A 21,079-nucleotide genomic window follows, 5' to 3' on the forward strand; every position below is an offset into this window, starting at 1 on the left:
TGAGTTTCTCCACGCAAGTGATTCATCGTTATTTGTTGCGGATTGGAGAATAGCTCAGTGCCATACACGCAAGAAAGCTCAAAAAATAAAGTGTCTCGAAAAGGTAACAGCGGGAAAAAGTCCATATAGATCAAGCACATCAGCAACTGTTCCTGTTTATGAAACAGTTGACAATTGCTGCGCCGCGATTGTTTCAATAGTTGATGCGCATGGCCGTAGATCCGTTGTTTTGGCCGGTTGCAGCAACGAAACGAGGGTGTGCAAACGTTTGCCGTTGCAGGTGGGCGCATGTCGGCGTGCCACGCATGCGTCGACACCGCGCGCATGCGCGGCGGGACGACGGGGTTGCAAAGGGGAGAGGCGTGTGCCGGGCGCGCGTTAGACCGATGCGCGTCCGCTTGCAGAGGGCGGGTGAATCAGTCGTCGCGCGGGCGATCGTCGGTGTGACCGGGTTGAACTGCCTGAGCGGACGCGGTCGGCGCCGGATGCTCGGCCGGCCGATGCGCGTCGCCGCGGGCCGCCGCGAATTCCGCGCCGAGCAGCAGCACGATCGCGGAGAAGTACAGCCACATCAGCAGGACCGCGAACGATCCGGCCGCGCCGAACGCACTCGCGGTGCCTGCATGCGCGAGATACAGCGCGAACAGCTTCTTGCCGCCGGAGAACAGGATCGCCGACACGACGCCGCCGATCGCCGCGTCGCGCCACGCGACGCGCGCATCCGGCAGGAATTTCATCAGCGATGCGAACGCGGCCGCGAGCACCGCGATGCCGACGAAGAACTGGATGAGGTTCGTGACAACCACGTACGGGGAATCGCCGAGCAGCCAGGTGCCGACGAAGGTGATCGCGGTGTCGAGCACGAGCGACACGATCAGCAGGAAGGCGACGCCCAGCACGAGCCCGAACGAAATCAGCCGCACGCGCACGAGGCCGAGCATGCTCGACCAGCGGCTTTCGGTGGCCGGCCAGATCACGCTGAGCGCGGCGCTGAGCGACGCGAACGTGGCCGACGCGCCGATTGCGAGCGCGGCGAACGAGATCAGCGTGGCGAGGCCGCCGCGTTGGCCCGCGCGGTGTGCGTTCTGCACGATCGTCTGGATGCTGGCCGCCGCGTCGTCGCCGATCAGTTGGTGCGCCTGTTCGAACACCTGGCCGCGCGCGGCGTCGTCGCCGTAGAACCAGCCGGCCACCGCGATCACCATCACGAGGGTCGGCGCGAGCGAGAACGCGGAGAAAAACGCGATGCCCGCGGCCATCGCGGAGCAGCGGTCGGACGAAAAGCGCTTGAACGCGGTGAGGGCCCAGTTGGCCTGCTGCTGGGCGAGACGGGTGGCTTCGGAAGTGATCTGTCGTTTCATGACGGTTCGGTTGCGCGCGGAACGCGGATCATCGCGGGTTGATCGCAGGTTGGTCGGACAAATCGGTATTGATCCGAGGATTCGGTCAGAGTTGCCTGAACTGTCTATAATTCCTTTCAGTCGTACCCCACCCCACAATAACGCCGAGACCGCCATGCTACAAATGTCCCGGCGCCAGTTCCTGAAGGTGACCGCCACGTCGCTTGCCGGATCGAGTCTTGCCCTGATGGGCTTTTCTCCGTCCGAAGCGCTGGCCGAAGTCCGACAGTACAAACTGGCGCGCACCGTCGAAACGCGCAACACCTGTCCTTACTGTTCAGTAGGTTGCGGCATCCTGATGTACAGCCTCGGCGACGGCGCGAAAAACGCGCAGCCGAGCATCATCCATATCGAAGGCGATCCCGACCACCCGGTCAATCGCGGCACGCTGTGCCCGAAGGGCGCGAGCCTGATCGACTTCATCCACAGCCCGAACCGCCTGACGCACCCCGAGTATCGTGCGCCCGGCTCGGACAAGTGGGAACCCATCTCGTGGAACGACGCGCTCGACCGCATCGCGAAGCTGATGAAGGCCGACCGCGACGCGAACTTCGTCGAGACGGCCGAAGACGGCGCGAAGGTCAACCGCTGGCTGACGACCGGCATGCTGGCGGCTTCGGCGGGCAGCAACGAGGTCGGCTACCTGACGCACAAGACCATCCGCAGTCTCGGGATGCTCGCATTCGACAATCAGGCGCGTGTCTGACATGGCCCGACGGTGGCAGGTCTTGCCCCGACGTTTGGCCGTGGAGCGATGACGAACCATTGGGTCGACATCAAGAACGCGGACGTGATTCTCGTGATGGGCGGCAATGCAGCCGAGGCCCATCCGTGCGGTTTCAAGTGGGTAACGGAGGCGAAGGCGCACCGCAAGGCGCGGCTGATCGTCGTCGACCCGCGCTTCACGCGTACGGCCTCGGTGGCCGATTACTACGCGCCGATCCGTACCGGCACCGACATCGTCTTCCTGGGCGGCGTCATCAATTATCTGCTGACGAACGACAAGATCCAGCATGAGTACGTGAAGAACTACACGGACTTCTCGTTCATCGTGCGCGAGGATTTCGCGTTCAACGACGGCATCTATTCCGGCTACGACGCGGAGAAGCACGCGTACCCGGACAAATCGAGCTGGGATTACGAGCGCGGCGACGACGGTTTCGTCAAGGTCGACCCGACGCTGCAGCATCCGCGCTGCGTCTACAACCTGCTGAAGCAGCACTACGCGCGCTATACGGCGGAGAGGGTCCAGCAGGTCTGCGGCACGCCGAAGGACAAATTCCTGAAGGTGTGCGAGATGCTCGCGACCACGGCCGTTCCCGGCCGCGCCGGCACCGTGCTGTACGCGCTCGGCTGGACGCACCACTCGATCGGCGCGCAGATCATCCGCACCGGCGCGATGGTGCAGCTGCTGCTCGGCAACATCGGCATCGCCGGCGGCGGGATGAACGCGCTGCGCGGTCACTCGAACATCCAGGGGCTGACCGACCTGGGGCTGATGTCGAACCTGCTGCCGGGCTACATGACGCTGCCGATGCAGGCCGAGCAGGATTTCGACGCGTACATCAAGAAGCGCGTGCAGGAACCGCTGCGGCCGAATCAGCTCAGCTATTGGAAGAACTACAAGGCGTTCCACGTCAGCTTCATGAAGTCGTGGTGGGGCGACGCGGCCACCGCGGAGAACAACTGGGCGTACGACTACCTGCCGAAGCTGGACAAGCAGTACGACCTGCTGCAGGCGATCGAGCTGATGAATGCCGGCAAGATGAACGGCTACATCTGCCAGGGCTTCAATCCGCTCGCGGCGGCGCCGTCGAAGGTGAAGACGGCGGCGGGCCTCGCGAAGCTGAAGTGGCTCGTGATCATGGATCCGCTCGCGACCGAGACGTCCGAGTTCTGGAAGCATCACGGCGACTACAACGACGTCGATGCGTCGAAGATCCAGACCGAGGTGTTCCGCCTGCCGACCACCTGCTTCGCGGAGGAAAACGGCTCGCTCGTCAGTTCGAGCCGCGTGCTGCAGTGGCACTGGAAGGGCGCGGAGCCGCCGGGCGAAGCGAGGAGCGACCTCGAGATCATGTCGGGGCTGTTCCTGCGCATGCGCAAGCTGTATCAGAAGGACGGCGGCAAGTACCCGGACCCGATCGTGAACCTGACCTGGCCGTACGCGAACCCGGAAAGCCCGACGCCCGAAGAACTGGCGATGGAGTTCAACGGGAAGGCGCTCGCCGATCTGCCCGATCCGAAGGACCCGGCGAAGACGCTCGTGAAGAAGGGCGAGCAGCTCGCCGCGTTCGCGCAACTGAAGGACGACGGCACGACCGCGAGCGGCTGCTGGATCTTCTGCGGCGCGTGGACGCAGGCCGGCAACCAGATGGGTCGGCGCGACAACTCCGACCCGACCGGCATCGGCCAGACGCTGAACTGGGCGTGGGCATGGCCCGCGAACCGGCGGATCCTGTACAACCGCGCGTCGTGCGACGTCGCCGGCAAGCCGTTCGACCCGACCCGCAAGCTGATCGGCTGGAACGGCAGCGCGTGGAAGGGCGCCGACGTGCCGGACTTCAAGGCCGACGAACCGCCCGAAAACGGGATGGCGCCGTTCATCATGAACCCGGAAGGCGTCGCGCGCTTTTTCGCCCGCGCGGGGATGAACGAAGGTCCGTTCCCCGAGCACTACGAGCCGTTCGAGACGCCGCTCGCGGCGAACCCGCTGCACCCGAACAACCCGCTGGCGCTGAACAACCCGGCCGCGCGCGTGTTCCCGGACGATCGTGCGTCGTTCGGCAAGGTGGCGGACTTCCCGCACGTGGCGACCACGTACCGGCTGACCGAGCATTTCCACTACTGGACCAAGCATGCGCGGCTGAACTCGATCATCCAGCCCGAGCAATTCGTCGAGATCGGCGAAGACCTCGCGAAGGAAGTCGGCGTCGCGCATGGCGAACGCGTGAAGGTGTCGTCCAAGCGCGGCTACATCATCGCGGTCGCCCTCGTCACGAAGCGGATCAAGCCGCTGACGGTCGACGGCAAGAAGGTCCAGACGGTCGGCGTCCCGTTGCACTGGGGCTTCAAGGGTCTGACGAAGCCCGGCTATCTCGCCAATACCCTGACTCCGTCCGTGGGCGACGGCAACTCCTATACACCGGAATTCAAGTCGTTCCTGGTGAAGGTCGAAAAGGCGTAAGGGGAAAGAGATGGCATTGCAATCGCTGGATATCAAGCGGGTCTCGGCCACCACGACGCCACCGTCCACGGTGCGCGAACCGGTGACCGGGAGCGTCGCGAAGCTGATCGACGTATCGAAGTGCATCGGCTGCAAGGCATGCCAGACGGCATGCATGGAGTGGAACGACCTGCGCGACGAGGTCGGCACCAACGTCGGCGTGTACGACAACCCGGCCGACCTGACCGAGCATTCGTGGACGGTCATGCGGTTCTCCGAATACGAGAACCCGGCGGGCGACCTCGAGTGGCTGATCCGCAAGGACGGCTGCATGCACTGCGAGGATCCGGGCTGCCTGAAGGCGTGTCCGTCGCCGGGCGCGATCGTGCAGTACAACAACGGGATCGTCGACTTCCACGAGGAGAACTGCATCGGTTGCGGCTACTGTGTGACCGGTTGCCCGTTCAACGTGCCGCGGATCTCGAAGAAGGATCATCGCGCGTACAAGTGCACGCTCTGTTCCGACCGCGTCGCGGTCGGCCAGGAACCGGCCTGCGTGAAGACCTGCCCGACGGGCGCGATCGTGTTCGGCACCAAGGAGGACATGAAGCAGCACGCGGCCGAGCGGATCGAGGACCTGAAGGAACGCGGCTTCGAGCATGCGGGGCTGTACGACCCGCAAGGCGTGGGCGGCACGCATGTGATGTACGTGCTGCACCATGCGGACAAACCGTCGCTGTATCACGGGCTGCCCGACAACCCGTCGATCAGCCCGATGGTGAAGCTGTGGAAGGGCATCGCGAAACCGCTGGCGGTCGCCGGCCTCGCGCTGACCGCGCTGGCCGGGTTCTTCCACTACACGCGGGTCGGTCCGAACGAGGTCACCGACGACGAGGAAGCCGCGGCCCGCGACGAAGCGCGACGCATCAAGGAGGACGCGAAATGAACCACGACGACCCCAACCTGATCGTCCGCTACACGCCGAACGAGCGTACGAACCACTGGATCACCGCGATCACGTTCGTGCTGCTCGCGTTGTCCGGGCTCGCGCTGTTTCATCCGTCGATGTTCTGGCTCACCGCGCTGTTCGGCGGCGGCCAGTGGACGCGGATCCTGCATCCGTTCGTCGGCCTCGTGATGTTCGTGTCGTTCGCGATTCTCGTGGTGCGCTTCTGGCACCACAATGCGCTCGACGCGGACGACCGGCAGTGGCTCAGGCAGATCGGCGACGTGCTGACGAACCAGGAAGACAAGCTGCCGCCGGTCGGGCGCTATAACGCCGGGCAGAAGCTGCTATTCTTCACGCTGGTGGCCTGCCTGCTGCTGCTCCTGCTGTCGGGCATCGTGATCTGGCGGCGCTACTTCTCGTTCTACTTCCCGATCGGGGTGATCCGCGCGGCCGCTGTCGTGCATGCCGTGGCGGCCTTCGTGCTGATCGCGAGCATCATCGTGCACATTTACGCGGCGTTGTGGGTGAAGGGTTCGATCGGCGCGATGGTGCGCGGCACCGTCACGCTGGGCTGGGCCCGCAAGCATCACCCGAAGTGGTTCCGTGAAAGCGTGAAGTAACGCAGCGGAGCGGGGCGGTACGCCGATTGCGGCGTGCTGCTCCGCCAACCGCAGGAATCGCCCGAGAGCGCCGATTCGTCGGCGCTTGTTTGGGGGCTGTTTGCGCATGGAACGCGCATGCGAATGCCCGAAATCGCTCGCAGGGCAAGGAGCGAGGAGCGCCGTTTGGCCGAGCCAAACAAGTGACGAGCGACGCCGCCATGTGGGTGATTTCGGGCATTCCCCTAAAATGGATAATTAGACACGGGTTGCCACGAGAAGGGCCGCTCGCCACGTTGCGCTCCTTGCGAATACGTCAGTATTCGCGGCGTCGCGCGCCTCGCGAGCGGCCCTTCTCGTGGCAACGCATGCGCGTTCCATGCGCAAACAGCCCCCTTGGAAGATATTTTCGTGACACAACGCATTCTGGAGCCGACCGAGATCTCGGCACTCGATCATTCGGCCATTCCGCGCTTTCGTCTGCCGGAGCGCGCGACCGCGTTCGCGGCGCGCGCCGCGCGGCTGCGCAAGCTTGCCGACCTGAACCCGATCAGCGGCTATCTGCGGCTGATGGCCACCGTCGCCGATGCGCAGCACGCGACGCTGCAGACGCTGGAGCTGCCGCTGCCGTCGAAGGAAGCGATCGCACGCGCGCAGGAACATTCGATGCCGCTCGTGCCGGCGCTCGACGGCGAGCGCGATTCGCGCTGGCGCGCCGTGCTGTATGAACTGCTCGACCGCGTCGAAAGCGCCGGGCTCGTCAATCCGCAGTTGGCGAAGCTGCTCGACCGGCTGCGCCTGATGGCGCCCGCCGAGCTCGACGCGCAGGCCGACGCGATCCTCGCGCTGCGCTTCGCCGAAGTCGATCCGGCCACCGCGCCATTCCTGATGGCCGCGCTGCAGGTCGTGTGGACGGACCTCGCGAGCCGCGTGACGCCGACCGACGTTCCGTATCTCGACCAGCCGGGGCTGTGCCCGGTGTGCGGCACGCATCCGGTTGCGAGCGTCGTGCGGGTCGGCGGCCAGTATCAGGGCTACCGTTTCCTGCAGTGCGGGCTGTGCACGACCGAGTGGCACATGGTGCGCACCAAGTGCTCGCATTGCGATTCGACGAAGGGCATCGCATATCACGGGATCGAAGGCGGCAGCGAAGCCGTCAAGGCCGAATCGTGCGACGAATGCAAGACCTATCGCAAGATCGGCTATCAGGAGAAGGACTACGAGTTCGAGCCGCTGGCGGACGATCTCGCGAGCCTCACGCTCGACCTGCTGATGAATGAAGCCGGCTACCAGCGCAGTTCGCCGAACCCGCTGCTGTGGCCGGACGTGTCGCGGGAAGCGGACTGACGTACGGGCCGGGGCGGTGCGCGAGCGTCGGCCCGGCCGACTGCGAAGCATGAGACTGGAGCGATAACGACGTGACCGAACCGGGTGTGAATGAATTGAATGCCGTGCTGGCGCGTGTGCCGTCGGTCGAGCGCGTGCTGTCGTCGGCGCCGCTGCAGCCGCTCGTCGCCGACTATGGCCGCACGCGCGTGCTGAATGCCGTGCGCGCCGAACTGGAACGCTGGCGCACGGCCGCGCAGCATGATCCCGCCGCGGCCGAGCCGCTCGACGAGCCGCGCATCGCCGCGGCCGTCGCGCATACGTTGGCCGCGCAGAGCGCGGGCGCGGTGCGGGCCGTGTTCAACCTGACCGGCACCGTGCTGCACACGAACCTCGGGCGCGCGCTGCTGCCCGACGACGCGGTGCGCGCGGTGGTCGACGCGCTCACGCGGCCCGTCAACCTCGAGTTCGATCTCGCCACCGGACGCCGCGGCGACCGCGACGACCTGATCGACGCTCTGCTGTGCGAACTGACGGGCGCGGAAGCGGCGACCGTCGTCAACAACAACGCGGCGGCCGTGCTGCTGACGCTGTCGGCGCTCGCGACGAAGCGGGAAGTCGTCGTGTCGCGCGGCGAGCTGGTCGAGATCGGCGGGGCATTCCGCATTCCCGACATCATGAGCCGCGCCGGCGCGAAGCTGCGCGAGGTCGGCACGACCAACCGCACGCATCTGCGCGACTACGCGGACGCGATCGGCCCGCGCACGGCGCTGCTGATGAAGGTGCACTGCAGCAACTACGCGATCAGCGGCTTCACGAAGGAGGCGACGCTCGCCGAACTCGCGCCGCTCGCGCGCGAGCACGGCGTGCCGGTCGCCGTCGATCTCGGCAGCGGCACGCTGGCCGACCTGTCGCAATGGGGCCTGCCGCACGAGACGACCGTGCAGGAAACCGTCGCCGCCGGCGCAAACGTTGTCACGTTCAGCGGCGACAAGCTGCTCGGCGGCCCGCAGGCCGGCCTGATCGTCGGCGATCGTGCGCTCATCGCGAAGATCAAGAAGCATCCGCTCAAGCGTGCGCTGCGCGTCGGCAAGCTGACGCTCGCGGCGCTCGAACCGGTGCTGCGTCTGTATCAGTCGCCAGAATTCCTGCGCGACCGGCTCACGACGCTGCGCCTGCTGACGCGCCCGCAGCGCGAGATCGCCGACGCGGCCGAACGCGTGCGCCCCGCGTTGCAGGCTGCGTTCGGCAGCGGTTTCGACGTGACCGTCGAGCCGATGTTCAGCCAGATCGGCAGCGGCGCGCTGCCGGTCGACCAGTTGCCTAGCGCCGGGCTCGTGGTGCGCTCGGCGGACGGCAAGCGCAGCGGCCGCGCGCTCGCGCAGCTCGAGAAGCGGCTGCGCGAATGGCCGCGCCCGGTCATCGGCCGCATCGCCGACAACGCGCTGTGGCTCGACCTGCGCTGCCTCGAAGCGGCCGACGAAGCGGCGTTCGTCGCGCAATGCGTGCCGCTCGCGGGGCCCGCCGCATGATCGTCGGGACCGCGGGGCACATCGACCACGGCAAGACCACGCTCGTGCGTGCGCTAACGGGCGTCGACACCGATCGTCTGAAGGAAGAGAAGGCGCGCGGCATCTCGATCGAGCTCGGCTATGCGTATACGCCGCTCGACAATGGCGACGTGCTCGGCCTGATCGACGTGCCGGGCCACGAGAAACTGGTTCATACGATGGCGGCCGGCGCGTGCGGGATCGACTTCGCGCTGCTCGTGATTGCCGCCGACGACGGCGTGATGCCGCAGACGCGCGAGCATCTCGCGATCCTGCAACTGCTCGGCGTCACGCATGGCGCCGTCGCGCTGACGAAATGCGATCGCGTCGATGCCGCGCGCGTCGCCGAGGTGCGCGACGAGATCGCCGCGTGGCTGCACGATTCGACGCTGGCCGGCGTGCCGATCTTCGAAACGCGTGCGACCGTGGCCGACGATCCGGGCGTCGCCGCGTTGAAGCAGCACCTCGCCGACGCGGCGATCGCGTGGCGCACGCGTCGCGACGACGGGCTGTTCCGGCTCGCGGTCGATCGCGTGTTTACGCTTGCCGGGCAGGGCACCGTCGTGACGGGTACCGCGTTCGCGGGCCGCGTCGCGACGGGCGACACGCTCGCGATCGTGCGCACGGGCGGCGCGGCCCGCGTGCGCAGCATCCATGCGCAGAACCGGCCGGTCGAGGCCGGCCGCGCGGGCGAGCGTTGTGCGTTGAACCTGGCCGGCGTCGACAAGGCCGACGTCGAGCGTGGCGACACCGTCGCCGATGCGCGGCTCGTCGCGACGTCGCCGCGCCTGGACGTCGAGCTGACGCTGCTCTCGGACGCCGGTCTGACGCTGACCCACTGGGCGCCGCTGCATGTGCATCTCGGCACGCTGCATCGTGTGGCCCACGTCGCGCTGCTCGACGGCGACACGCTCGCGGCCGGCCAGCGGATGCGCGTGCAACTGGTGTTCGACGAGCCGGTGTTCGCGCTGCCGGGCGACCGTTTCATCGTCCGCAATCCGCAGGCGACGCGCACCGTCGGCGGCGGCCGGGTGCTCGATCCGTTCGGGCCGGCCCGCAAGCGCCGTACGCCTGCGCGCCGCGCGTGGCTCGATGCGCTCGCGGCGTGGCTCGACGAAGGGCGCGTCGATGCGCTGCTCGCGCAGGCGCCGCTCGGCATCGCGCGCGCGACGCTCACGCATCTGACGGGGTTCGCGCCGAATGTGCTGGCGTTGCCCGGCGATGCGCTGGCGATCGGGCAACGCGATGCCGCGTCGAACGAAGGCGCGGTGATTTCGCATGCGCACTGGCGTGCGTTGCAGACGTGGGCGGTCGATACGCTGCATGCGTACCACGAGCGCATGCCCGACGAGCAGGGGCTCGACGCCGCGCGCCTGCGGCGGATGGCTGCGCCGCTCGCGAGCGATGCGCTGTGGCGCGCGCTCGTCGACGCGCTGGTGTCCGGCGGCGAAGTCGTGCGCAGCGGGCCGTGGCTGCATCTGCCGTCGCATTCGGTGAGCCTCGAGCCGCGCGAGGAAGCGCTGGCGCGGCAACTGCTGCCGCTGATTCATGCGGGGCGTTTCGATCCGCCGTGGGTGCGCGACCTGGCGCGCGACACGGGCGCGGCCGAGGACGCGGTGCGCGCGCTGTTGCGCAAGCTCGCACGGCGCGGCGACGTGCAGCAGGTCGTGCGCGACCTGTTCTATCATGCGGACGTCGCGCGCGAGCTGGCGGAGCTGGTCGCGCATCTCGCGCCGTCGCGCGGCGGCGGGCTCGATGCGGCGACGTTCCGCGACGCGACGGGGCTCGGTCGCAAGCGCGCGATCCAGATTCTCGAGTTCTTCGATCGGGTTGGGTATACTCGCTTCCACCGCGATCTTCACTACCTGCGGCCTGACAGCGGTTGGGTGGGTATTCAGGCGTAGGCGCTCGTCGTTCTTCGGTTTCTTTTTCCCACGGAAGGCATTCGTATCCGGTGGTACGGCTGGACTTCAAATCCAGTTGGGGGTGTCAGACACTCCCGGGTCAGTTCGACTCTGGCTGCCTTCCGCCAGTCATGGCTTTGCGCGCATTCCGGCGGTTTCCGCGGCTCCAACCGAGATGGACGGAGAAGCCAGAAACCGCACGTCGCGTACGCGGCCGTATCAACGCAATATTCGACGCCCAAATGGTCTTGGGCCATCGCATCGGCGCGAATCCGGCGCGGTACGTCGATCATCTACAGCTTGTGTTGCCACGCTCGAAGCAGCGTTCGCACGTCAAGCAATCGTCCAGCGCTTCCTTGGGAAGAACCGCCAGCGTTCATCCGTGAACTGGAGCGACGGCCCCGGCGGGCTGCGAGCGTTCTTCGACGCCGAGCATCGAGCAAATCCTCCGCGTTTCGATACACGGCGAACGATCCGGCCTATCGCACCGATCGATCCCATCGCCGCGGTCGGTTTTCTTCTCCGTGCTCGCTTCGCATCCCGATCGTTCCGTTCGCATCGCGTCGGCGAAAGCCGACCCGATACAAGAGACTAACCGCCAGGGGACGTCCACCGCACGAGCCGGCAGCAAGCGCGGCACGGCTGTGCGCGGCGCCGCCGTGCGCTTTTTGATTGCAGCACTCCAGCAGACGAGGACATCGTGACTTACACAGGATGCAGGGACGAGATTGCCGGCGGCCTAACCAAGGTGCTGTGGACGGCTTCGCAGCTCGACGACGAAGCCGACTTCGAGGATCTCCTCGAAGCGATCCGCGTGCTTTGGCCCAGGTGGCCCGGGGCGGGGACGGTCGCCGCGTGGCGCTACGTCCGGCGCCAGGCATGGGGCGACGCGCGCCGCGTGCTCGAAGACGACGACACCGAAGCGAAGCGCTCGGGGCTTCATACCGCACTGATGGCGGTGTGTCTGTTCGGCCTCGAAGACCCGCTGTGGCACAGCTATGCGCTCAGCGCAGCCGACCAGCGCGAAAGCATCGAGGGCGCGAAGATCGGCGCGCGTCTGCTCGAGCGTGCGGCAAAGCTCGACGTCGGCGTTCAAGCGCATGCGTCCACCGACGCGCCGACGAGCACGCACGGCGTGCCGGCCGGCGACAGCGGATTCTCCGCGTCGATGACGTGGGTCCGCGCATGAGCATCCGTTTTCACGTTTTCCGCGCGCCGGGCGATTCGCATTTCGATTGCAGCCTTCGCATCGGTGCGCTTGTAGCAGCGACAGCAACCTAGACTGACTTTGCTTCGTAGTACCCACGGTCAAGCAAACACTTACCCGACAGGAAGGAAACATCATGAATCTGAACGTTCCGAATATGACCACCTACCCCACCGATCCGGCGAGCTACCTGCAACGGCTGACCAACGGTGCGTCGACAGGCTCGACGCAGGACGTGCTCAAGGATCTCATCGGCCTCATCAGCCAGTTGCTCAAGCAGATGCAGAGCGGGCAGAACGGGCAGGGCGGCGGCATGCCGAGCGGTGCGGGCGGCGCCGGCGGCATGCCCGGTGGCGGCGCGGGCGCAATGCCCGGCGGTATGGGCGCCACGCCCGGTGGTGTGGGGGCGACGCCCGGCGGCATGGGGGGCGGCGCAGGCGCCATGCCGGGCGGCACCGGGGGGATGACGGTGCAAAACGCGGCGGGCGTGCTGGCCTCGTACATGGGGCAGCATGGCATCAACGCGTCGGACCCGAACACGATGTACAAACTCGCGACGAACGCCGACGGCGGCACGCCGCCCACGGTGCAGCAAGCGGCGCAGACCATGCTCGCGAACCCGAGTGCCTACCAGCAGATCGACACGCACGACGTGGCGGGCACCGACGGCAAGTCCGCGGTCGGCAATTTCCAATGGGCGGCTCAAGGCGGACTCGGCGCGGCGGGCAACGCAACGGGTGGCGCGGGCGGCGCGGCGGCGCAGCCGGGGACGACCGGCGGCTTGCCCGGCACGGGCGGTTTTCCGGCGAACACCAATACGCTGCCGACGACGGGTGGCTTGCCGACGACGGGCGCGACGGCAGGCTTCACGCCGGGTACGGGCGACCTCTTGAAGGACGGCAAGCCGCTGCAGATGGCCGACGAAGGCAAGGCGCTGGCCAACTTCAACGCGCAGGATGGCGCCGACTTCCAGGCCATGGAAAGCGCGTTGTCGCACGGCGACGGCAATGCCGCGGCGAAGACGCTCGCCAACGCGGTGAAGTCGGGCAAGCTGAGCCAGTCGGATGCGGCGGCGATCGGCGCACAACTGCAGCAGACGGCGAACGCGCATGGCGGTGGCAAGATCAGCCACGACGCGAGCAAGGCGCTTTCGGATGCGCTGGGCGGCGCGAACGTGCTGACGCCGGGCAAGACGCGCGCCGCGGTCGCCTTCGAGAACATCACCGGCATTCACACGGGTACGATCGCCGGCGTCAGCACGAAGTAACGTCGCCGGCCGTTCCGGCGATCATCCCGATCGGCGACCCGAGCGGCCGCCGATCGGGGGCTGCAGGAAGCGACGATCGGCGACAATCAGCGGCCGCGCTGCGAAACACCGCAGCGCGGCCGCTTCGTTGTTTACCGGCGCAACCGATGTCCGGATTCAGCCCCCCATCTGCTGACGAAGGGACGCGTTCAGCGGGCTCCATTCGAGCAAGGCGACGAAGCCGTCCTGCGCGGCGACCACGACCCAGCGCCGGTACTGATGCACGATCTGCCCGGGTTCGTACGTGTGTGCTTCCTGCCACGCGGTGGCGCGCCGCACGTGGACGGTCGTGCCGAAGAGCGGCGCGATCGATTCGACGTTCCCGCAGGCCCGCACGACGCGCATCACCTCGGCCACGGGCTGCGCGAAATCGATCGTGCGCTCGGCATCGGCAAGGCGCGGCCAGTAGCTGCCCGCACCTTGCGGACGCCGTTCGTTCCAAAGCCGATCGAAGTCGCTGGCCACGCGCGTGGCCAGCCGACGGGCGGCCATCAGCAGCTTCAGCTGCAGCGTCTCGTGCCATTCGTCGGCATCGAGCGGAAAGCATTCGGAATCGATGATGTCCCCGGTATCGAAATCGGCATCGATTCGATGGCAACTGATGCCCCACTCGCGCCGCCCCTCGAGGATGGCGCGCATGGCCGGGTACGGGCCGCGCCCGTCGGGCAGCGGTGACGGATGGAAGTTCGCCGCATGGCGCAGATAGGGCTGCCACGCCGGAATCTTCCAGTTGTAGCCGGCCACGATCAGCGCCTCGCATTGCCGTTCGGCGAGCCAGCGCAGATCGTCTTCCTCGATGCGTGACAGCTGCACCGGAATGCGCAGCTTGTCCGCGCGCTCGACGAGCTCGCTATTGAAGTCGAGCCGGTTGTCGACCGGAATCGAGTAGAGCGCCACAGGTTCCCAGCCGGCGGCCACGAACGCGTCGAAGACGACGCGCCAGCGATCGAAGCCGGCGAACGCGAATCGCATGATCGGTTCTCCCTTTCGCAGTGAAGGTCATGGCGGCATGGACGGCGATGACGGCCGACGGCCACCCCGCTTCACGGTAAGCGCGCACGGTGGAGGGCCGCCCGCGCATTCCGAAGTTTCGTCGAGTGCCGCGAACCGGCAAATCAATCGCCGACTGCGTGCCGCGGCGACGGCGTCGCTATTGCGCCTGATGCCGCGCCGCGCGTCAAGACCTCAGCCCGAGGTTTTTCTTGATGGCGTCCTCCGCCGTCTTGGCGGCGGTTGCCGTGAGGCCGGGATGCCCGATGATGTTGGCGATCTGTTTGAGCCGCTCGCTTTCGGTCAGCGGTGCGGCGCTCGGGCTGGAAGCCGATGTATCGCGCGGCGCCGGCGCCGCTTGCGGTTTTTCGCGCCGCGCGCGGGCAAGCTGCGAAAGCAGAAGCGCCGCTTCGCCCTTCGGAATGCCGCTGTCCATCAGTAGCGTGTGCGCGGCGATCAGATCCCGATTGCGGCTCGCGCGCGGATGGTTGGCCACGATCGCGAGCGCCTGCCTGGCGCGTTGCGAGCCGGACGCATCGACTGCCATGTCGGCACCCGCGAGCGCCGCAAGCGAGGCTGGATCGAGGCGCCCGATGCTCTGGGTGACCATCGACAGAATGTGCTTGACCACGATGTCGCGCTCGGCATCCTTGTGTACCTTCGCCTTGTCTTCGGCGTGCATGCCCGAGATCAAACGCTTGCCGAACGACGTCGTGCTGTTGGCGTAGCGGCGTGCATCGTCATAGAGCGACGCATAGATGCCCGCCTGCGCGTGCGGGCTGCGCAAGTCCGCAGGCAGGCCTTCGTCCTCCGGCCGCGCCTCCATCGCGCGCAGATCGTCGATCTTCGTGCGGCTCGCTTGCAGCGCCGCGCGCAGGCGCTCGTCCCGCGTCTGGCCCGTGTAGTCGTGCGGGGCCAATACCGTGTCGACGTAGCGTTGAATCGTGGCGGCTTTCGCATTGCGCAGGTTTTGCCGGCCTTCGACAAACGGCTTCTTCAAATCGAGCGCTTCCTTGACCGCGTTGGTCAGGTGCCCGGATGCCGCGAGCGGCGCCAGCGCGCCGTGCGAGCCGCCTATGAGCAGCCCGCTTGCCGTCAGGCCGATGGCGGACGTGACCGACTGGTAGAGCGCGCCGTTACGTTGTTTGCCCTTGTTCTCCGCGATGCTCATGGCGGTCAATACGTCGCGGGCATGCTGCGTGAGCGGATGCGCGTCGTCTCGCGCAATGCGCGAGAGCTTGCCTTTGTCGTATTGCCATTCTCCGTTGCTGTTTTTCGTCAGCAGCAGGTTGTCGACCTGGTTGGGGATCGGCCCGCCCGGAGGGCGTTTTTCGGGGTGCTCGAAGCGTTCGACGTCGCTGGCGAGCATCGCCTTGACCTTGTTTTCGTAACGGCCATGGATCGAATGCGCGGCGGCGGCGTTCGAGCCCGAGGCCAGCGCGTTCACGAGGTCGGTCGCGGGCGCCGCGTCGTAGCCGAACTGTCCGTGCGCGGCCGTCGATGCGCCGTTCAGGCCGTCTTTCGCGGGCCGCTTGGCGGCGAAGGCCGTCAACGTCATGCCTTTGCGGTTGACGCCCATCGCGTGCGCGAAATCGGCGAATCGCCGGCCCTTGCTGCCGGCACCCGGCACGAATGCGCCGATGTCGTCGACACCGGGCTTCTGCGCCGCGATAGCCGCCGCGGGCCTGGGAGCAGCGGGCGCGGCGGGCGGACCTTCCGCGCACGGGCGCTTGCCGAGGCTGCCGAGTTCGTCGATGAGCGCGCCGGCACTCGCGCGCCGGGTTGGCGCCGGCGCGGGTTTCGCTCCCGTGGAGGGGCCGGGGTCGCTCGCCGTGCGGGTGAGGGCGGCGGATTCGATCGCATGCGACCGGAGCTCGAGCTTGGGTGGGGGCGCCATGATGTTCTCGACCAGGAGACAAGATGGACTGGACTGTGCGGGCCGGTCATGACACTCCCGTGAACCGCGCGAAGCATCGTCCGGATTGGCGAAGCGGGTTCGCGGCGGCATGCCGCCGAGCCGTCTCGCGGGTGTCGCTCATTCGGTTTTCGCGGTGCGGTTTCGCGCGCGCGAATGCTTTCGCATCCGCATTCATTAGATTGGAACGAGGGCCGCCTTCACGCGGTTCGGTGTCGCGCGTTTCATCGAACGCGCGTTTCGTTCACGATCAAGGAGAAAACGAATGAGCTTCATCGGCAATATTGTGAAGAGCGTAGTCGGGGATGTCACCAAGGCTGCCGGGGATGTCCTCCATGGTGTCGGCAACGCGCTGCACGGCGCGGCGACGTTCGGCAAGGGGCTGCTGAGCGGCAACCCGAAGGAAGCCCTTGCGGGGGCGGGGGCCATTGCGAAGGGTGGGCTCGAGGCGCTCGAGGGCGGCACGGCGCTCGCGGAAAACCTGACGCCGGAGGGCGCCGCTACCGCGCTCGCGTTGGCGGGCGGCAAGGAGGCGGTGCGAACGCTGACCTCAGGCACTGGCGCAGCCTGATGCACGGACGGTGACGAGCATGATGGAGCTTCTTACCGAACTGCCGGCCGATGCGCCGGCCATCGCGCAGGCGATCATCGAGCATATCGAGGCCAACGAGCTGGACGAGGCCGAGGCGCTGCTGGCGCGCATGCACGATGTCTACCCCGAAACGCGCGAGGTGCACGTGTTCGCCGTGACGATCGCATTGGTGCGCGGGCGTCCGCACGAAGCGTGGCAGATCGTGAACGGATTGCCCGACGATCGCGCGCCCGAACTGAAGGCAATCTGTCTGAAAGTCCTCGACGATCCGTCGTGGCATGGCTATGCGACGGCACACGAGGACAGTGCCGATCCCTACGTGCGCGCTGCCATGCGGCGCCTGCTCGAAAGAGACTGATGGTCGCTGCCGGGGCCTTCGGCCCCGCTCGGCGAATCCCATCGCGTCGTTTCCCTCGAATCCGCGTCGTCCATGTATTGCCGACGAGCGGCGTTGTCGCGCGGCGGAAAATGCCGGGCAAAAAAATCCCGCCCGGACATCGGGCGGGATCGTGCGCGCTTCAAACGCCCCGGGGGGCGGACGCGTTCGCGTTCACAGACCTTGCGCGAGGAATTGCTCGGCGTACTTGTTGCGGTTTTCCATTTGCGGATCGGTCGCCTGTTCGTAGTCCTTGTCCCAGACCAGTGCCGCCTGGTCCGCCGTCGTCGTCTGCTTGATGTCCGTGATCGTCTTGCTGTATGTCGTGTCGAGTTCCTGATTCATGAAGCCGATGTTGGCTTCGAGGCTGCCCGGGTCGAGTCCGTGCTCCTTCGCATAGTTGATTTCGCCTTGTTTGCGTGTGCCGCCCCATTGCGCAAGACCCCAACCGTTGGCGTTGTCGTCCGCGAAGTTGCCGGAGGGCGCGCCTGTCGCTCCGCCTTGATTGACGTTGCCTTTCAGCCCGCTTTCCTGCTGCAGGTTGCCGAGCACGCCGGCGACCTGCGCGTCGGTCAGGCCGTAGCGCGATTTGAGGTCCTGTGCGATGGCGTGCGCGGCGTCGCCGCCCGATACATTGGGCAGCGTGTTGCCGCCGCCGTGGCCGCCGCCACCGCTTCCACCGCCGCCTATTCCTGGCGACGCGCCGCCACCGCCCTGGCCGCCACCGCCGCTTACGCCAGCGGGGGCGGCGCCTCCACCGCCGGCATAGGCGGGCGGCGCGGAGTACGAAGGCGCACCGCCGCCGATGCCGCCCACACCACCCGCATCGCCTGAATTCTGGCTGGAGGGATCGAGAATCTGCTTGATTTCTTCGATCAGCAACTCGAGCAGTTGTGCGAGCTGCGATTCGTTCGTGCCGCCGCTGCCGCCGACATCGTCGATGCCGTTCAGATAACCGGCGTTATAGCCTTGCACTGCCGTGGTAGACATGATTTTCTCCGCGTGAGGATGACGTTATTCATCAGCTGCCGATGGAGGGCCGAGAGCGGCCGCCCGCGAAACCTAATTTATTGCCCGGCGCTTACAGCGCGTTGACGGATGCGAAGCCGTCGCCGGATTGCCGAACCGCCGAACCGGGCGGCGGCCGCGATGCCGATGCAAGCGGCTTGCGGCAGGCGAGCCGCCGCGCCACCGATGCGGCCACCCGCACGAACCTTCGTCGTTTCGCTAGCTCGGCGCGGCCCGCGTGCTCAGGCGGTCGTGCGATGCATCAAGCCAAGTTCCACCGCGTTGTCGGCGTCGACCGCTCGCCGCTCGTTCGACCGGTTCGACGGGCTCGACGTGCTCGCGGCAAACGGCAGGCATCCCGCGATGATGAGCAGTGCGCCAAACGCGTTCTCCGTGAAGTTCTTATCGCCGGCGGACCAATCGCTTCTACCCCCCACCGCGTGATTGACCACGGCGGTGGCCGCATAAAGGGAAAGGAACAGGCTGAGACGCGCGATTCCCGCGCCGGCCGCCTTGTCCCCGAGCTGCCTGGCCGTGCTGGTTTCGGAGGTGTCGATCTTGCCCCAGCTCAGGCGCAGCGTCTTCAGTTCATCGAGCGCCTTGCCCGTGAAGCCGTGCGTCGAGATTTCCGAGGCCACGCGTCCCCCGATCGCATCCAGCCCCTCGCCGGCGGCATTCGCTGCCGAATAGCCGAACAGGCCTTTGATCGCTGCGTTGGTCTTCGTGTGGTGAATGAGGCTGTCGACGTAGGACGTGGCCGACCATTGCGAGCTGGCCTGCGCGGTGTTCACGGCGAGCTGGTTTCCGAAATACGGAACGCCGTTGAGCGCCTGACCTGTGACGGGGTGCTCGTAGCCGGCGTCGTGATTGCCTTCGAGCGGGCGGAACACGTTGATCACGTCGCGCGCCAGGTATGCGTACGATTTGATCGCGCTAGGCAGCATGCCGGCGAGCTGCCCAAGATGCCCGTTGCCCTCGTCGTTCTTGCCGGCATGGGCGGCGAGGCCCACCGTCGTGATCAGCGCGATGAGCTGCGCAGCGTGGCCCGTGTAGGTCTTCTTGTCCGCGGTGCCGGTGTGATACTTGTGCAACATCGCGACCAGGTTGCCCATCGCCGCCGCCGTGAACAGCGAGGCCGTGATGACGCCGCGTGTTTCGGGCCCGGCGCCGGTCTTGTCGAGGACGGCTTCGGTCGCCATCGAGCACAACTCCCGGAAGAGCGTGGCGCCGCCGGTTGCGACGAATTCATGACTGAACGCGTTGACGAGGTTGGCCGTCCACCCTTTGAGCGGTTGCGCGGCGCCGTAAGGGTTCCGAGTCAGCATGTCGCCGACGTTCGAGATGAACGATCGGATTTGCCCCGGCCGGGACAGCGCGGCCGACAGGTGGTCGCTGATCGCGGCGGCCGATGCCGGACGTGTGTCTTCGGGTTCCGCGACCGCCGAGATATCCTCGGCCACCGATGTCCCGGCGGCCAGCGTGCGGGTTTCCAGTGCGATCCGGGACGACGAGCTCGGAACGGTTGCTTCGGGCTCACTCGTGGCGATTTTCGGGGGGGCGGGCGGTTCCTTATCGAGCGGCAGTGGGCTGCTCGAGCGGGACGTCGCGGGCGTTTTGCCGGCCGCGCTCGTCCTTGCCTCTTCCTCGAGCTGGGGCGACGCTTTCGGGAGCGGCACCGGGCTGGCCGAACGGGACGTCGCGGGCTTTTCTCCGGACGCTTTCGCCGTTTCCGCTTCCGGGCGCTCGGGCGTCTCTTTCGCGTGCGATAGCGTGCCGGCCGCGCGGGACGTTTCGGGTTTCGATTCGGCCTCGCTCGTCGTCGCGGTTGTCAGCCCCGTGGTTTCCTTCTCGTGCGGCAGCGGGCTGCCCGAACGCGACGTGGCCGGTTGCTTGCCGGCGGCCTTCGTTTCCACCAGCTCCTGATGTTGAACGGGCGCCGCACTGTCGTGCTCCGATGCAGGCGTGTGTGGCTGCGGTTCGTCGTGTACGGGCAATTCTTCGGTCGACTGCCCGCCCCCCGACAAGTCGAGCACCGGCACCGTCTCGTCTCCCAGCGCTGCACGTTGAGCGCTCAGCTTGCCCGAACCGGGCAGCGACCGTGAGCCACCACCTTCGCGGCCGATCGCGGCGCCTGACGACGATGATGCGCGCGGCGGCAGCGAGTTGCGCCTGATCGGCAACGGTGTCGGCAGCGCCGGCGATGGGGGCTGCGCCGTCCCGGCCGGTTGCGATGTCGTCGAAAGCGGGCCCGCCGGCGCCGGTGCATCGGTGCCGGTGTGCGCCGGAAGGGCGGGCGCATTGCTCAGCGCGCCGAGCAATGCGCCGCCGGAGGGGCGCGGGCCGGTCATCGATGCGCTTCGTTGGCGCGCGGCCGGCGCGGGCTGCGTGTCGTTGCGCGGGAGGTCGAGCGATGATGACCGTACTTGCGTGTTATTGCTGATCGGCATGACGTTTCCTTTCGGTTGATTTCGATCGTTCGACGTCGCCTCGCGACAAAGGCCTCGACGGACTTGCGCGCTGCCTCATCGCGTCCAGGCGGTCGACGTGCGTTCGCCCGTCGATTCCGTCTTCGCGCTTTGCGAACGTGGGTTCTCGTGTTGGAAAGGTAAAACGACATCACGGTGACAGCCTGCCGAATCCGAAGTGGCGTGCAAAAAAACGCACGTCGATGCCGGCGCCGGTGCTACGACCGCGGATCTTTTTGCGCACTTCATCACATGTGCGCATGCGCGCTTCGCAATTTCGCTCGCCGCGTCGCGTCGCGTGCGTTGCGCAATGCCGTCGAGCATAA

The 21,079-nt window shown here is 66.8% G+C and carries 15 protein-coding genes and 1 tRNA gene; 11 read left to right on the forward strand and 5 right to left on the reverse strand.

Going from position 1 to position 21,079, the window contains the following annotated elements:
* Positions 1–416: 416 nt before the first annotated feature.
* The gene (locus HWX55_RS06395) at positions 417–1,361 is read right to left on the reverse strand and encodes a YihY/virulence factor BrkB family protein (protein WP_175974835.1); all 945 of its coding nucleotides are present in this window, start codon (positions 1,359–1,361) and stop codon (positions 417–419) included.
* Between the two features lie 154 nt (positions 1,362–1,515).
* Between HWX55_RS06395 and fdnG the strand changes: the two genes are divergently transcribed.
* From fdnG to HWX55_RS06440, 9 genes are all read left to right on the forward strand, one after another.
* Positions 1,516–4,587, forward strand: a complete 3,072-nt coding sequence (gene fdnG, locus HWX55_RS06400) for a formate dehydrogenase-N subunit alpha (RefSeq protein ID WP_143328897.1) — start codon at positions 1,516–1,518, stop codon at positions 4,585–4,587.
* A 10-nt stretch (positions 4,588–4,597) separates the two neighbouring features.
* Positions 4,598–5,512, forward strand: coding sequence for a formate dehydrogenase subunit beta (gene fdxH, locus HWX55_RS06405; protein WP_175974837.1), 915 nt, complete (start codon positions 4,598–4,600; stop codon positions 5,510–5,512).
* Positions 5,509–6,135, forward strand: coding sequence for a formate dehydrogenase subunit gamma (locus tag HWX55_RS06410; RefSeq protein WP_089489179.1), 627 nt, complete (start codon positions 5,509–5,511; stop codon positions 6,133–6,135). Before fdxH ends, HWX55_RS06410 begins: the two co-directional genes overlap by 4 nt.
* Before the next feature lie 390 nt (positions 6,136–6,525).
* Complete coding sequence (fdhE, locus tag HWX55_RS06415; RefSeq protein WP_175974839.1) at positions 6,526–7,461, forward strand: formate dehydrogenase accessory protein FdhE; 936 nt, start codon at positions 6,526–6,528, stop codon at positions 7,459–7,461.
* A gap of 71 nt (positions 7,462–7,532) precedes the next feature.
* Entirely contained in the window at positions 7,533–8,972 is a 1,440-nt protein-coding gene (selA, locus tag HWX55_RS06420; protein WP_175974841.1) for an L-seryl-tRNA(Sec) selenium transferase, read from the forward strand.
* Entirely contained in the window at positions 8,969–10,894 is a 1,926-nt protein-coding gene (selB, locus tag HWX55_RS06425) for a selenocysteine-specific translation elongation factor (RefSeq protein WP_175974843.1), read from the forward strand. The genes selA and selB overlap by 4 nt, the downstream gene beginning before the upstream one ends.
* A 32-nt stretch (positions 10,895–10,926) precedes the next feature.
* A tRNA-Sec gene (locus HWX55_RS06430) sits at positions 10,927–11,022 on the forward strand.
* A gap of 572 nt (positions 11,023–11,594) precedes the next feature.
* On the forward strand, positions 11,595–12,083 hold the full coding sequence (locus HWX55_RS06435) for an HrpB1 family type III secretion system apparatus protein (RefSeq protein ID WP_175974845.1): 489 nt from the start codon (positions 11,595–11,597) through the stop codon (positions 12,081–12,083).
* 154 nt (positions 12,084–12,237) lie between these two features.
* Positions 12,238–13,368, forward strand: a complete 1,131-nt coding sequence (locus tag HWX55_RS06440) for a hypothetical protein (protein WP_175974847.1) — start codon at positions 12,238–12,240, stop codon at positions 13,366–13,368.
* Positions 13,369–13,524: 156 nt separating this feature from the next.
* Here the strand turns inward: HWX55_RS06440 and HWX55_RS06445 are convergent, their stop codons facing one another.
* Together HWX55_RS06445 and HWX55_RS06450 are read right to left on the reverse strand one after the other, a co-directional pair.
* Positions 13,525–14,379 (reverse strand): formyltransferase family protein, encoded by an 855-nt coding sequence (locus HWX55_RS06445; RefSeq protein WP_175974849.1) that lies wholly within the window; start codon positions 14,377–14,379, stop codon positions 13,525–13,527.
* A 205-nt stretch (positions 14,380–14,584) separates the two neighbouring features.
* On the reverse strand, positions 14,585–16,294 hold the full coding sequence (locus HWX55_RS06450; protein ID WP_175974851.1) for a hypothetical protein: 1,710 nt from the start codon (positions 16,292–16,294) through the stop codon (positions 14,585–14,587).
* Between the two features lie 283 nt (positions 16,295–16,577).
* On the opposite strand from HWX55_RS06450, the gene HWX55_RS06455 reads away from it, so the two are divergent.
* Together HWX55_RS06455 and HWX55_RS06460 are read left to right on the forward strand one after the other, a co-directional pair.
* The gene (locus tag HWX55_RS06455; protein ID WP_027782660.1) at positions 16,578–16,883 is read left to right on the forward strand and encodes a hypothetical protein; all 306 of its coding nucleotides are present in this window, start codon (positions 16,578–16,580) and stop codon (positions 16,881–16,883) included.
* Between the two features lie 19 nt (positions 16,884–16,902).
* Positions 16,903–17,262: an HrpB1 family type III secretion system apparatus protein gene (locus tag HWX55_RS06460; RefSeq protein WP_175974853.1), complete on the forward strand. Its 360-nt coding sequence runs from the start codon at positions 16,903–16,905 to the stop codon at positions 17,260–17,262.
* 192 nt (positions 17,263–17,454) lie between these two features.
* Here HWX55_RS06460 and HWX55_RS06465 read toward each other — a convergent pair whose 3' ends face one another.
* Entirely contained in the window at positions 17,455–18,270 is an 816-nt protein-coding gene (locus HWX55_RS06465) for a phage tail tip lysozyme (protein ID WP_175974855.1), read from the reverse strand.
* Between the two features lie 260 nt (positions 18,271–18,530).
* Complete coding sequence (locus HWX55_RS06470) at positions 18,531–20,735, reverse strand: hypothetical protein (protein ID WP_244140501.1); 2,205 nt, start codon at positions 20,733–20,735, stop codon at positions 18,531–18,533.
* Between the last annotated feature and the right edge of the window lie 344 nt (positions 20,736–21,079).

Origin of the sequence: Burkholderia sp. BCC1047 (assembly GCF_902833155.1) — a bacterium.
Lineage (GTDB): Bacteria > Pseudomonadota > Gammaproteobacteria > Burkholderiales > Burkholderiaceae > Burkholderia > Burkholderia sola.

Excerpts from the sequence above, each read along its gene's own strand:
- HWX55_RS06410 (WP_089489179.1), top strand. The coding sequence starts at position 5,509 with ATGAACCACGACGACCCCAACCTGATCGTCCGCTACACGCCGAACGAG.
- HWX55_RS06465 (WP_175974855.1), bottom strand. The coding sequence starts at position 18,270 with ATGTCTACCACGGCAGTGCAAGGCTATAACGCCGGTTATCTGAACGGC.
- HWX55_RS06455 (WP_027782660.1), top strand. The coding sequence starts at position 16,578 with ATGAGCTTCATCGGCAATATTGTGAAGAGCGTAGTCGGGGATGTCACC.
- HWX55_RS06440 (WP_175974847.1), top strand. The coding sequence starts at position 12,238 with ATGAATCTGAACGTTCCGAATATGACCACCTACCCCACCGATCCGGCG.
- HWX55_RS06395 (WP_175974835.1), bottom strand. The coding sequence starts at position 1,361 with ATGAAACGACAGATCACTTCCGAAGCCACCCGTCTCGCCCAGCAGCAG.
- HWX55_RS06450 (WP_175974851.1), bottom strand. The coding sequence starts at position 16,294 with ATGGCGCCCCCACCCAAGCTCGAGCTCCGGTCGCATGCGATCGAATCC.
- HWX55_RS06445 (WP_175974849.1), bottom strand. The coding sequence starts at position 14,379 with ATGCGATTCGCGTTCGCCGGCTTCGATCGCTGGCGCGTCGTCTTCGAC.
- selB (WP_175974843.1), top strand. The coding sequence starts at position 8,969 with ATGATCGTCGGGACCGCGGGGCACATCGACCACGGCAAGACCACGCTC.
- HWX55_RS06470 (WP_244140501.1), bottom strand. The coding sequence starts at position 20,735 with ATGCCGATCAGCAATAACACGCAAGTACGGTCATCATCGCTCGACCTC.
- HWX55_RS06460 (WP_175974853.1), top strand. The coding sequence starts at position 16,903 with ATGATGGAGCTTCTTACCGAACTGCCGGCCGATGCGCCGGCCATCGCG.
- fdxH (WP_175974837.1), top strand. The coding sequence starts at position 4,598 with ATGGCATTGCAATCGCTGGATATCAAGCGGGTCTCGGCCACCACGACG.